This window comes from Halomonas sp. GFAJ-1, assembly GCF_000236625.2.
Lineage (GTDB): Bacteria > Pseudomonadota > Gammaproteobacteria > Pseudomonadales > Halomonadaceae > Vreelandella.
The window spans coordinates 21781-34558 of record NZ_AHBC01000025.1; the positions used below are offsets into that span (position 1 = coordinate 21781).

Sequence of the window (12778 nt, forward strand, 5' to 3'; positions counted from 1 at the left end):
TTGCGCAACGACATCGAGTCCACAGGACTTCGGATCGTCGCCCTAGGCCTCATCAACAATCATGCAACCCACCTCGAGAGACGGCTTCACGTCTCCAATGTTGAATGCGGTCAATTGCATGATGCTGGACATGAGGGCTACCGTAGGCGCTGCTTCAAACAGCATGTCATTCCTTGTTCGCAAACTCTTCTGTGTCGATATCGGCCTGCTGTGCCTCGTTATATCGAGCACCCGCGACCTCGCTAGGCAGCATCATCTGATTAAGCTGCACCAACGCCGCGTCATTTAACACTAGCTGCTCGGCCTTGAGGTTTTCCTGCATATGGTTAATAGAGCGCGACCCAGGAATGGGAATCACATGGCTACCCTGCGCCTTCACCCAAGCAAGCGCCAGCTGAGCGGGGGTGATGGCCAAATCTTTCGCCATGTTATTAAAGTGCGTTAGTAGCGTCAGGTTGTGGATGAGGTTATCGCCATTAAAACGCGGCATACCCCCGCGCATGTCGCCTTCTGCGAAGTCGGTATCGGCGTGGATAGCGCCAGAGAGAAACCCGCGACCCAACGGGCTGAAGGCCACCAGCGCTGTGCCCAGCTCTTTACACGCTTGGCTGAGGGCAATCTCGGGGTTACGCGTCCACAGTGAGTATTCCGACTGAACGGCCGATACCGGGTACTCAGCGTATGCTTTGCGCAGTGTGTCTGCGGAGATTTCCGATAACCCCACCGCGCGCAGCTTACCCTCTTCCACCAACCGGCCAAGGGCTCCAACGCTCTCTTCAATGGGCACCTGGCGATCCATGCGGTGGAGGTAGTAGAGATCCAAATGATCGGTTTTCAGGCGAGCCAAACTCTCCTCGCACTGACGTCGCAGCGTCTCAGGCCGTCCATCGATCACTCGCTTACCGCTCTCTGGGTCGATGGCCATCCCGCACTTGCTAGCCAGCAGCAGCTCTTGGCGCTTCGAGGCAAACGCTTTTCCCAGCAGCCGTTCGTTAGCGGTACCGCCGTAAAGCGTGGCCGTATCAAAATGGCGATAGCCCATTTCAAAGGCGTCGTTCAGCGCCTTAACGCCCTCCTCTTCTGGCACATACTGCCCATAGCCATGGGAAAGGTTCATACACCCCAAACCAATACGTGGCGACGCCACTTCTTTCAAACGATCATAAAACCCAGACATTGAAAACCTCGCTAAGGGTGGTGGGTTACGATGCGATCACCTGCGGGCGATGGGTCGCCGCTGCATCTGGCATCTGGGCGTTTAACCACGTAGGCAACCGATGTTCAAGATAGTAGCGTGGCCGCCAGGGGCTGCCTTCAATAAACCCCACGTGCCCGCCACTAGGGAAGAGTTCTAAAGCGACGCAACCCGGCAGCATGTCTGCCGTTGGTACGCTGTGGGGGTAGATAAAAGGGTCATCTTCAGCGTGCACAATAAGTGTTGGCACCTGAATAGCCTTAACAAAAAAAGCGCTACTGCAACGCTGGTAGTACGCATCGGCGCTATCAAAGCCATGTAACGGCGCCGTGACCCTGCCATCAAAGTCCCAAAACGTTTTCATGCCCTCCAGTGTTTCAAGCGCTCTTAACCTCGCCAGCTCCTCTTGACAGCCCTGCTGACGGAACGCACTCTGCTTGGATTCCACATAGCGGCGTAAATCGCGCAGAAAACGTGCCTGGTACACTCTAGAAAAGCCCTGGCTAATTCGATCAGCGCAGTGGTCTAAACGAAACGGCACCGAGACCGCCACGGCGCCCAGCAGCGGGTTATGACGCCCGGTTTCGCCGAGGTACTTGAGCAACACATTGCCGCCCAGCGAGTACCCCACCGCCGCTAGCGGCTTATCGGGGTATCGAGCCGCTAGCTGTTGGATAATATCGGCCAGGTCTTCGCTAGCACCAGAGTGATAGCCCCTGGCGCGATGGTTAGGCTCGCCGGAACAGCCTCGCCAATTGACCGCCACACTCTGCCACCCCTGCGCTGCCAGCGCCTGCTGCTGGCCCAAGATATACAGCGATTTTGAACTTCCCGTAAGCCCATGGAGCAGAATCGCGCAGCGCGTCTGTTCACCTTGCGGGCCGTACCAATCCAGATCAATAAAGTCGCCATCTTCCAGCGTGATGCGCTCACGTTGGCGCTGTAGTTTGGGCTTAGCGCGGAACAGCGGGCTAAATAGCGTTTGTAAATGCCCACCGGGTAGCCAACGCGTAGGGCGAAATGAAGAGTGAAGCGAACTCATGCTAGTGCGCACCCGCAAAGAAAACCGCTGGCTAGCTTAGCAAACTTTTCTCAACCGATAGCAGGCCTCCTAGCCCCTACGCAGAGCGCCTCGCCCCTACTGCTACCGTTCAGCCAAACCAAACGGGCATCTGAAACGTTATCCCTATAGTCGCGTTAGCGTCATTTGCGTTAGCGTCCGAACAGACGATTGAAACTATTAAGCCCTCATAGTGGTCGCTTGTAATGGCCTTTTGTAGTTGTCGATAGCTGGCCCGCTAGTTCACGGGGGCTTGCTGATTTATTCTTAATGCCGCATTCGCGTTCCATGACGGAAGGATAGCCATCTCTATGCTGGGATTCCTGCAAGGATTTTCCTATGGCCTATTTATGACCTGCCTGCCTTGGCTGCTGGTTGGTCTGTTTAATCCTGGTTTGGCGCTTCCGATAGCGGTTCCCAGCCGCTTACGGGTTATCGGCCGTTACTGCCTGGTGGTTCCCTCGATCAGCATGCTGCTGTGGCTGACCTCCCTGTGGGGTGGTTTTAGCCCTAGCTTGTTTGGCTGGCTCGCGGGCATTGTCGCCATTCCCGTGGCGCTGCCCGTTGAGCGGACGCTGCGCGGCTGGCTAGCCCGTCGCCGCATGCGGCGCCAGGAGGCCCAAAGAGAGGCCGAGGCACATCAGCGCCGTGCGCAGCAGGAGCGCAACGCCTATGAAGCGGGTGTGTTGGTGCTTGATCCGGCAAGGCCACCCGTGGGAGCCGACGACCTTGTGCTGGCCATGTGTCGGGCCAAGCAGAGCCTGCTCGATGTGCAACGCCCCGATCTGGCGATCCTCACAGACCGCCTCTATAGCCGCTACCGCCATGTGATGGACGTCCTGGGCGAGCGGTTCCACACGGGCGAGCTGACCTTTGAGCGCTCAAAAGGCTTGGTCACTCAAGTTTGTTATGGCGCGGTGGATACGCTAACGACCATGACGTCTCAAGCGCGAGGCGTGGTGAGCGTGGACGGCAATTACGTACGCGGCCGACTAGAGCGGGAGAGTAACCGATTGGGCGAAGAGGAACGCGCCGCCCTAGTGCGGCGCCTTGATCTTCTGGTGGAGACTGAACACCGGCTGAATAAGCTTTCTGCCCGTATCGAATCCGCCCTCACCGTGCTCGACGATACCGCTGTTTCCATGGCGCGTATTGAGACCGCTCGCCCCCAGGCGACGGTCACCACCGAAAAAGCGCTGGAGGATCTACGCCGCTTCGTCGAAGGTGCGGATCGTTATGCACGCAAGGATTAAGCTGGCAGTCAGTGCTACCTTGCAGTTTTAAAGCGATTTTATTTAATCGGTTCTATTTAACCGTTTTTTTAATAGCCCAGGAGTTATCTATGGCTCAGCAATCCGGTGACAAACGTCGTCTCTCCCTGCCGCCGGTAGACGAGATAGCCGACCAGCTAGGGGCTAGCCAATTAGGGGCGCGTCAGGCCGATTCGGACAATTTTGATGCCCGTGACATCGACCCTGAGCTTGAAGCGATGGCTGACAACTTTGTCGAAGATATCCTTGCCGAAGGTGACGAGACATCGGCAGCTCGCCAACGCCGAGCCGTGGACGAAATGGGCCTTGAACTACAGCAGCAAGCCGCCCATCGTAGTGCCATGCTACAGACCCCGCTGCGCCAGCTGGCCCACCAGGGCGACGAAGGCGGGCCGGTCGCCAAGGCACTCACTGATTTACGTGGGCGCATGGAAGGGCTGGACCCCGCCCGCCATCGCCTGGCGCCTACCACACTGGATCGCATTCTTTCGGTCATTCCCGGCCTCGACAGCCGCCTGCAGCGCTACTTCCGTAAGTTTGAGAATGCCCAGCAGGCGCTGGACGCCATCATTGAGGAGTTGGAAAGCGGACGCGACATGCTCCATCGCGACAACCTCACCCTCAGCGATGACCAGCAGGCCTTAACGAACATCCTTGCCGAGTTGAACCGTCAAGTTGCACTGGGCCGTATGATCGACCGCCGATTGTGCGACGAAATCGCCGCTCGCGACGGCGTTGATCCGCGGCGCCATTTCCTTGAGGAGGAGCTGCTCTTTCCCCTACGCCAGCGCATCCTCGACCTCCAGCAGCAGCTGGCGGTGAGCCAGCAAGGCATACTGGCGCTAGAGGTCATCATCCGCAACAACCGGGAATTGATGCGCGGCGTAGACAGGGCCATTAATGTCACCGTCTCTGCGCTCACCGTCGCGGTAACCGTGGCCATGGCAATGGCTAATCAGCGCCTAGTGCTAGACCGCATTGAAGCCCTCAACACCACCACGTCGCAAATGATCAGCGGAACCGCCAAGGCCCTGCGCCAGCAAGGCGTTGATATCCAGAAGCGGGCCTCCGGCGCGATGCTCGATATGCAAGTGCTTGAGGAGGCTTTCAGCGAGGTGATGGGCGCCATCGATGATCTTTCGAGCTATCGTCAGGAAGCCTTGCCCCGCCTGGATGAGCAGATCGAGCGCCTAGCGGCCTTGTCCAAGCAGGGCAATGCCTCCATCGAGCGCCTGCAAGAGGGTAACGCGTCGCAGCCACAGGACGACCGTGCCCCCCGCTAATCCCGCCCGCCTGCCGACGGGCTAATTATGCTCGGCGGCGCCTTCAGCACCCTCCACGGCCCTCTCTTGGGCCTCCTGTTGTTCCTCTGCTACAGCCTTTGACGCTGCATAATATCTGGCACGACAACTGCTGCTTTTAAAGCATCCCCACTGTCACACAAAGACCGTTCTTGGACTTGCAAAATGCGACATCCTGGCACATGCTGAAAAAATATTGACCAATCGGTCAAACCATTACAACCCATACTCCCCTTAACAAGATCAACAAGAGACACGGCGATGATCGACTTCCTGCTCAACGGGCAGCCCCGCCAGTGCGAGGCAGCCCCCGAAACCAGTGTGCTTGAACTGCTGCGCGAAACCCTTGGCACCACGGGCACTAAGGAGGGCTGCGCCTCTGGTGACTGCGGCGCCTGCACCGTCGCCATTGGCGAAACAGGGCCTGACGGCGAGCTGCGCTATCACAGCGCCAATGCCTGCATCACCCCGGCCTATCAATTGAATGGACGCCATCTGGTGACCGTGGATGGCCTCGCCGATGGCAACCAATTACACCCCGCCCAGGCCGCTATGGTTAAGTGCCATGGCAGTCAGTGTGGCTTCTGCACGCCGGGTATTGTGATGTCGCTGTTTACCCTTCACGAGCAGCAGCGTAGGGAACCCGACAAGGCCCTGGCCCCGCTGACGCCACAACGCCTTGAGGCCGCTCTAGGGGGCAACCTCTGCCGCTGCACCGGCTACCGCCCGATCCGCGACGCCGCGCTGAGCATGAACGAGCACCCCGAACATCGCCCGCTTTGGATGGACGCCGCCGCCCCTGAGCCGAAAGCCGCACCAGCCGCAGTTGAAAGCCTCTTTGCCCAGCCCACGACACTCGCCGAATTGGTCGAGTGCCTGGAACGCCACCCCGAAGCGCGGCTGGTTGCCGGGGCCACCGACCTGTGGCTAGAGAGCACCCAGCGACTAGCTCGCTTCGAGCGGCTTATCGATGTCACACGCGTCGCCGAGTTGAACGTGATCGAAGAGACCACCCTAGAAGATGGCCGACGCGGCTGGTGGATTGGCGCGGCCGTGACGTATAGCCAGATTGAACCGCTGCTTCAAGAACACTTTGACGCCTTTGCCCATCTGTTACACCGCTTAGGCTCCTCCCAGATTCGCAACCGGGGCACCCTGGGCGGCAACGTGGCCAATGCCTCGCCCATCGGCGACACCCCACCGGTACTGCTGGCCTTGGGCTCGCGTCTGCGCCTGGTTGGCCCCAAAGGTGAGCGCGAGCTGCCGCTTGATGACTTCTTCCTCGACTACAAGCGAACCGCCCTGCAGCAGGGTGAAGCGATCCGCGCTCTGTTCCTACCCCACCCCGTGGAGGGGGAAACGCTCAAAGTGTGGAAGCTTTCCAAACGGCGTGAGGACGATATTTCTGCGGTGCTCGGGGCCTTCGCTTGGCGTTTGGAGGATGGAGTGCTCCGCGACGTGCGCCTAGCCTTTGGCGGCATGGCCGGTATCCCCAAGCGTGCAGCCCAGGCCGAAGCAGCGCTTGAGGGCAAAGCGCCCTCATCAGCGGCCTTCCAAGCGGCACGGCAAGCGCTGTCTCAGGATTTCCAACCGATGTCCGATGTGCGCGGCAGCGCCCACTATCGCCAAGTTTCCGCCGCCAATCTGCTCGAACGCCTGCGCCTGGTGCTGAATACTGAAAACCAGTCCCAGGACGCCACCAACAGCCCTCGGGAGGTGATGCTCCATGCGTACGCTCACTAAGCTCTCTACAGCGCCGAATGCTAAGGCGCCCAGCGATGCTGCCGAAGACGTCAGCGCCGACTCCGCGGCTGCACGCCACGAACTCGATGGGCGCATCAAAGGTGCTGGCCCCCTGGCCCGCGACACGCTTCCCTATACCAATACTCACCCGCACTCCCAGGCCCATGAGAGCGCGGTGAAGCATGTCACCGGGCGGGCCGCCTATATTGACGACCTGAGCGTCCCGGCCGATACGCTGCACGTGGCCCTAGGCCTCTCTCCCGTCGCCCATGGCCGCTTGACCCGCCTCGACCTGGACAAGGTCCGCGCCATGCCCGGCGTGGTGGATGTGATTGCCGTGGATGATGTCCCCGGCCATACCGATATCGGCCCGGTCTTCCCCGGTGACCCGATCTTCGTGTCGGATACGATCAGCTACGTCGGTCAGGTTATTTTTGCCGTGGCCGCCGAGAGTCATCGCGCTGCCCGCGAGGCCGTTCAGGCCGCCGTCATAGAGATTGATGAGCAGCCAGCCTGCCTGGATCCCGTCGCCGCCGCTGAGCGGGAAGAGTTCGTGCGCCCCAGTCATGTTCAGCAGAGCGGTGACTGGGAGCAGGCGCTGAAGAACGCCGCCCTGGTGGTGGAAGATGAGCAGTTTGTCGGCGGCCAGGAGCACTTCTACCTGGAAGGCCAGGCCTGCCTGGTGCAGCCCACCGAAGATGAGGGCGTGGTGGTCTTTACCTCCAACCAGCACCCCAGCGAAACCCAAAAGCTGGTAGCCGAGGTGCTGGGCATTCCGTTTCATGCGGTGACCGTAGAGGTACGCCGCATGGGCGGCGGCTTCGGCGGCAAGGAGACCCAAGCGTCACCCTGGGCCTGCATCGCCGCGCTTTTCGCCCGGCGTACCGGACGCACCACCCGGGCGCGCCTACCGCGTGGCGACGATATGCGTGCCACCGGCAAGCGCCACCCCTTCCATAACCGCTACCGGCTGGGCGTCGACGAACAGGGCGTGATTCAGGGCGGCGAGATCACCTTGATTGGCGACTGCGGCTATTCGCCGGATCTCTCAGACGCCATTGTCGACCGCGCCATGTTCCACAGCGACAACGCCTACTCCTTGGGCGATGCCCGCGTGACCGGCCACCGTGCCCGTACCCATACTGCTTCCAACACCGCCTTTCGCGGCTTCGGCGGCCCCCAGGGCATGATGGTGATCGAGGCGGCCATGGACGACATCGCCCGACGCATCGGCGAGGACCCTCTGACAGTACGCAAGCGCAACTTCTACCGCGCCGACAGCCAAACGACCCGTCGTGATATTACTCACTACGGCCAGCAGGTCGATCAGATCGGCCTGTTGCATGATCTGGTCGAGCAGCTTGAGACCAGCAGCGACTACTGGGAGCGGCGCCGTGCGATCACCGAATTCAACGCCGAGAGCCCGATCATCAAGCGTGGCCTAGCGCTGACGCCGGTGAAGTTCGGCATCTCCTTCACCGCGAAGCACCTCAATCAGGCCGGCGCGCTGCTGCATGTTTATACCGACGGCAGCGTGATGATCAACCATGGCGGCACCGAGATGGGCCAGGGCCTGCACACCAAGATCTGTCAGGTGGCCGCCCGTGAACTGGGGCTGGATACCGAGCAAGTCCGCATTAGCGCCACGCGCACCGATAAGGTGCCCAACACCTCGCCCACCGCCGCCTCCAGTGGCACCGACCTTAACGGCCAAGCGGCACGAGATGCCTGCACGAAGCTCAAGCAGCGGCTGTTCGATTTTGCCCATGAGCACCTCTATCAGGATCAGGGGCTTGACCGCGAAGACATGCGCTTGGAAGACGGACACCTGATTGCCGGCCACGGCGAGAGCGAACGCCGCATTCCCTGGGGCGAATTGATTCAGGCAGCCTATCTGAATCGCATCTCGCTCTCGGAGAAAGGCTTCTACGCCACCCCGCTGATCCACTACGACCGCAACGTCGGCCAGGGGCGCCCTTTCTACTATTACGCCTTCGGCGCTGCGGTGGCAGAAGTCAGCGTGGATATCCTCAGCGGCGAGTACCAGGTTGACCGGGTCGATATTCTTCAAGACGTAGGAGACTCGCTGAACCCTGCCATCGACATCGGCCAGGTGGAGGGCGGTTTCTTCCAGGGCATGGGCTGGCTCACCAGCGAAGAACTGAAGTGGAACGATGCCGGACGGCTGATCTCCGACGGCCCAGCCACCTACAAAATCCCCACCTATGGTGATCTACCGCCGGTGTTCAACGTCAAGCTGCTGGAGGGACACCCCAACTCCATGGCCAGCATCTATCGCTCCAAGGCCGTGGGGGAGCCGCCCTTTATGCTCGGCATGGCGGTGTGGTCCGCGCTGCGGGATGCCCTGGCAAGCCTTACCAACTACGTCGAGGCGCCGCGGCTCGATACCCCGGCCACGCCCGAGCGCGTGCTGATGGCGGCTGAGGCTCTACGCGCCCAATACGGTTCCCAGCACGACGCCCTGTACAACAAACGGCCGCTGGAAAAAGGTGACGAGTGATGAACACCCAGCGCCCCGAAAGCTGGCATGAGGCCCTGCACCGCCTGCAGCGGGACGGCCTACCCCATGCGCTAGCCACCGTGGTGACCAGCGCCGGTTCCACCCCCCGGGAGCCAGGCGCTCGCATGGTGATCACGGCGGATGCCGTCCACGACACCCTGGGCGGCGGCACCTTCGAGTTTCAGGTGATCGACGCGGCCCGGGAGCGGCTGGCGAGCGCTGAAACCGGCATGAGCCTTGAAGCCTTCTCCCTGGGTGGGCGCAGCGGGCAGTGTTGCGGCGGCTTCGTCAACGTACTGTTGGAGGTCTTCCCCGGCAGTGCGGCGACCCTGGCCCTCTTCGGCGCCGGCCATGTCGGTACCGAGCTGGTACGCCTGGCCGCTCCGCTGCCCTGGCGAGTGCTTTGGCACGACAGCCGCGACGCTGTTTTTCCCGCCTGGGCTGAGGCGCAGCCGCGCCTAACCTGTCACCACGCAACTGACCTACGTGCCGCCGTCGCGGCGCTGCCTGCGAACAGCCACGCGCTAGTGCTGACCCACGACCACGCCGAAGACCGCGAGCTGGTGGATGCCCTGCTGCTGCGTGACGACATGGCCTCAATCGGCCTGATCGGATCACACAGTAAGTGGGCTAGCTTCCGCTCGCGGCTGACCGATGCCGGTCATGACGAAGTGGCGCTAACCAGGGTGCGCTGCCCCATCGGTATGGCAAGTGGTGGCACCGGCGGCGACAAGACGCCCTATGCCATTGCGCTAGCCACACTGGCCGAGCTGCTGCCCCTGGTGGGCGCCCATGAGCGGGCCGACCAACGCGGCCTCGCCCCAGGCGAACTACGTGCTCTCATCGACTAGCACACTTCTTAAACATGCGCCGTCGCACTTCATAAACATTCGAAAAAAAGAGCCCCTATCATGACGACAAACGACTCGCGCGTGATACGCGCTGAACTGCTGAGCTTCGATGCCGACCCCGGCGAGGGCGACACCCCTGCCGAAGGCAGCGTTTGCCATATCGAAGACGCTGCCCTGTGGATCGAGAATGGCCGCATCCGCGCCATCGATGACTATGCGCGACTCGAACCCACCCTGCCCCCCGGAATCGAGGTGATCGACCACCGTGGCAAGTTACTGATGCCCGGCTTCATCGACAGCCACGTGCACTACGTCCAGCTTGAAATCATGGCCTCCTACGGGCGGCAGCTACTGGATTGGCTCAACGACTACACCTTTCCTGAAGAGTGTCGTTTCGCTCAGTACGAGCATGCCTTGGCGCTCTCTGATGCGTTTCTTGATGAGATGCTGCGGGTGGGTACCACCACGGCCCAGGTGTTCTGCTCCAGCCACCCCAGTTCGGTGGATGCCTTCTTCACCGCCAGCCGCAAGCGCGACCTGCGCATGCTGGCGGGCAAGGTGCATATGAATCGTCACGCCCCTGAGGCGCTCTGCGACGACACCCATGGTGGCATTCGCGACGCCGAGCGGCTAATCAGCGAATGGCACGGCACAGCGCGGCTCGGCTACAGTTTGACGCCCCGCTTTGCCCCCACCTCAACCCGCGAACAGCTAGACGCGACGGGCGGGCTGTTGCGGAATGACCCGAGCCTGTGGCTACAGACTCACCTGTCCGAAAACACCGGCGAGCTGGACTGGGTGGCCGAGCTATTCCCCGAGAGCCGCGACTACCTTGAGGTCTACGAGCAGTCGGGCTTGGTAGGGCCACGCAGCACCTTTGCCCATGGCATCCATCTTGACCAGGGGATGCGCCGCCGACTGGCGGATCGTGGCGCCAACCTGGCCTTCTGCCCCAGTTCTAATCTGTTCCTTGGCAGCGGACTGTTCGACCGCCACGCCGCACGCGATGTCGGGCTCAACGTGACCTATGCCAGCGACGTTGGTGGGGGAACCGACCTTTCCGGGCTAGCGACCCTCAAAGCCGCTTATCAAGTCGGGCAATTGCGGGGGCAGCCCCTAACCGCCTGGCAAGGGTTCTACGGCCTGACACTAGGCAATGCGCGCTCCCTGTCACTGGATAGCAACATTGGCCGCTTAGCCCCCGGCATGGAAGCCGACTTCGTGGTACTCGACCCTGATGCCACACCGCTGCTGTCAAGACGTCAGGCACGCTGTCGCACCCTTAGCGAGCGCCTATTTGCGCTGATGATGCTGGGTGATGATCGCAGCGTACTGGAAACCTGGGCGGGCGGAAGGCGCCAGCACGCACGGGATTGACCACTGGGCCCACCAGGCGATCAACGACGACTTTTAACAACGATCTCCAACAACAATCTCCAACAACAATAGGATCACCTATATGGAACCGAACTCCTCCTCCCTTGCCGAGAAGAGCACCGCTCGGCCTGCTAACTGGCTGGACCACTATTTTGGCGTGACCCGGCGCGGCTCATCGATGCGCACTGAAGTTCTCGCCGGGATCGCGACTTTCCTGGCGTCCATGTACATCATTGTGGTCAACCCAGCCATTCTCAGCGATGCGGGTATCCCCTTCTCCGCCGCGCTCTCGGCCACGGTGCTGATCAGCTTCATGAGCAGCCTGGCCATGGGGCTTTATGCCCGCAACCCCATTCTGGTCGCCCCGGGCATGGGCATGAACGCCCTGTTTACCTATACCCTGGTACAAGGTGCAGGGCTCTCCTGGGAAGTGGCGCTGGGCTGCGTGTTCTGGTCCGGGGTGCTATTCGCCGTACTGGCCATGTTCAACGTCCGCAAAGCGATCATTGAAGCCATTCCCCCTTCGCTGCGCTACGCGATCACCTGCGGCATTGGTCTGTTTATCACCTTCATCGGCTTCAAGAATGCGGGCTTCATTGTCGGCAGCGACGCGACGCTGGTGACGCTAGGCGCTATGGATGCCAGCATGGTCACCTTCTTCATCGGCATGATGGCGACAGCGATTCTGGTTATCCTGCGCTTCAACGGTGCGCTGATTCTGGGTATCGCCCTGACCACCCTGCTAGCATCACCCATGGGCCGACTGTGGGGCGGTGACGTGGTCGTGGAGTGGAGCGGCCTGGCGGCCTGGCCTGACTTCAGCGCGGTGATGCAGGTGGATATTTGGGGAGCGCTGAAGGTTGCTTACCTGCCGTTCATCTTCGTCATGCTGTTCACCAACTTCTTTGATGCCTTATCCTGCTTCATGGCCCTTTCTGAGTCGGCCAACCTTAAAGACAAAGATGGCAACCCGCGCAACCTGAAACGCTCCATGACCGTCGACGCCTTCGCCTCGATGATCGCGGCGCCGTTGGGTACCAGTGCGGCTCAGACCTTCATCGAGTCTGGCGCTGGCGTGGCCCAGGGCGGCCGAACCGGCCTGGTGGCGGTGGTCATCGCTCTGCTGTTCTTGCCTTTCCTCTTCCTCTCTCCGCTGCTTTCACTGGTGCCCGGTATTGCCACGGCGCCTGCCCTGGTGCTGGTGGGGCTGTTCATGCTGGCGCCGATCAGCAAAATCGAGTGGACGGAGTTCGACCAGGCTTTTCCGTCTTTTCTGGCCATCATCTTGATGCCGCTGACCTACTCGATCACCCTGGGTATCGCCTTTGGCTTCCTCAGCTTCGTCCTGATCAAACTTTTCACCGGCAACATCCAAGCGATCAAACCGGCCATGTGGGTCTCAGCTGCTCTTAGCGTGGTGATGCTAGTGACCACGCACTAACCCCTCTTTTTCATATGT

Annotated in this window: 9 protein-coding genes; 7 read left to right on the forward strand and 2 right to left on the reverse strand. The window is 60.8% G+C overall.

What is annotated here, in order from left to right; genetic code table 11:
* Positions 1–166: 166 nt before the first annotated feature.
* Entirely contained in the window at positions 167–1177 is a 1011-nt protein-coding gene (locus MOY_RS06660; protein WP_009097914.1) for an aldo/keto reductase, read from the reverse strand.
* Between the two features lie 25 nt (positions 1178–1202).
* The gene (locus MOY_RS06665) at positions 1203–2237 is read right to left on the reverse strand and encodes a hydrolase (protein ID WP_009097915.1); all 1035 of its coding nucleotides are present in this window, start codon (positions 2235–2237) and stop codon (positions 1203–1205) included.
* 329 nt (positions 2238–2566) lie between these two features.
* Between MOY_RS06665 and MOY_RS06670 the strand changes: the two genes are divergently transcribed.
* The 7 genes from MOY_RS06670 to MOY_RS06700 all read left to right on the forward strand — a co-directional run bounded on the left by MOY_RS06670 (position 2567) and on the right by MOY_RS06700 (position 12760).
* On the forward strand, positions 2567–3508 hold the full coding sequence (locus MOY_RS06670) for a hypothetical protein (protein ID WP_009097917.1): 942 nt from the start codon (positions 2567–2569) through the stop codon (positions 3506–3508).
* 89 nt (positions 3509–3597) lie between these two features.
* Complete coding sequence (locus tag MOY_RS06675) at positions 3598–4809, forward strand: toxic anion resistance protein (RefSeq protein ID WP_009097920.1); 1212 nt, start codon at positions 3598–3600, stop codon at positions 4807–4809.
* A 279-nt stretch (positions 4810–5088) separates the two neighbouring features.
* Positions 5089–6570, forward strand: a complete 1482-nt coding sequence (xdhA, locus tag MOY_RS06680; RefSeq protein WP_009097924.1) for a xanthine dehydrogenase small subunit — start codon at positions 5089–5091, stop codon at positions 6568–6570.
* On the forward strand, positions 6554–9091 hold the full coding sequence (gene xdhB, locus MOY_RS06685; RefSeq protein WP_009097926.1) for a xanthine dehydrogenase molybdopterin binding subunit: 2538 nt from the start codon (positions 6554–6556) through the stop codon (positions 9089–9091). The genes xdhA and xdhB overlap by 17 nt, the downstream gene beginning before the upstream one ends.
* Positions 9091–9942, forward strand: coding sequence for a xanthine dehydrogenase accessory protein XdhC (xdhC, locus tag MOY_RS06690; protein ID WP_009097929.1), 852 nt, complete (start codon positions 9091–9093; stop codon positions 9940–9942). The genes xdhB and xdhC overlap by 1 nt, the downstream gene beginning before the upstream one ends.
* 60 nt (positions 9943–10002) lie before the next feature.
* The gene (gene guaD, locus MOY_RS06695; RefSeq protein WP_009097931.1) at positions 10003–11319 is read left to right on the forward strand and encodes a guanine deaminase; all 1317 of its coding nucleotides are present in this window, start codon (positions 10003–10005) and stop codon (positions 11317–11319) included.
* An 82-nt stretch (positions 11320–11401) separates the two neighbouring features.
* Positions 11402–12760 (forward strand): NCS2 family permease, encoded by a 1359-nt coding sequence (locus MOY_RS06700; protein ID WP_009097934.1) that lies wholly within the window; start codon positions 11402–11404, stop codon positions 12758–12760.
* The last annotated feature ends 18 nt before the right edge of the window (positions 12761–12778 follow it).

Bases quoted from the DNA above. Each gene is read 5' to 3' on its own strand.
- xdhA (WP_009097924.1), top strand. From the start codon at position 5,089: ATGATCGACTTCCTGCTCAACGGGCAGCCCCGCCAGTGCGAGGCAGCC.
- MOY_RS06665 (WP_009097915.1), bottom strand. From the start codon at position 2,237: ATGAGTTCGCTTCACTCTTCATTTCGCCCTACGCGTTGGCTACCCGGT.
- xdhB (WP_009097926.1), top strand. From the start codon at position 6,554: ATGCGTACGCTCACTAAGCTCTCTACAGCGCCGAATGCTAAGGCGCCC.
- guaD (WP_009097931.1), top strand. From the start codon at position 10,003: ATGACGACAAACGACTCGCGCGTGATACGCGCTGAACTGCTGAGCTTC.
- MOY_RS06670 (WP_009097917.1), top strand. From the start codon at position 2,567: ATGCTGGGATTCCTGCAAGGATTTTCCTATGGCCTATTTATGACCTGC.
- MOY_RS06675 (WP_009097920.1), top strand. From the start codon at position 3,598: ATGGCTCAGCAATCCGGTGACAAACGTCGTCTCTCCCTGCCGCCGGTA.
- MOY_RS06700 (WP_009097934.1), top strand. From the start codon at position 11,402: ATGGAACCGAACTCCTCCTCCCTTGCCGAGAAGAGCACCGCTCGGCCT.
- MOY_RS06660 (WP_009097914.1), bottom strand. From the start codon at position 1,177: ATGTCTGGGTTTTATGATCGTTTGAAAGAAGTGGCGTCGCCACGTATT.
- xdhC (WP_009097929.1), top strand. From the start codon at position 9,091: ATGAACACCCAGCGCCCCGAAAGCTGGCATGAGGCCCTGCACCGCCTG.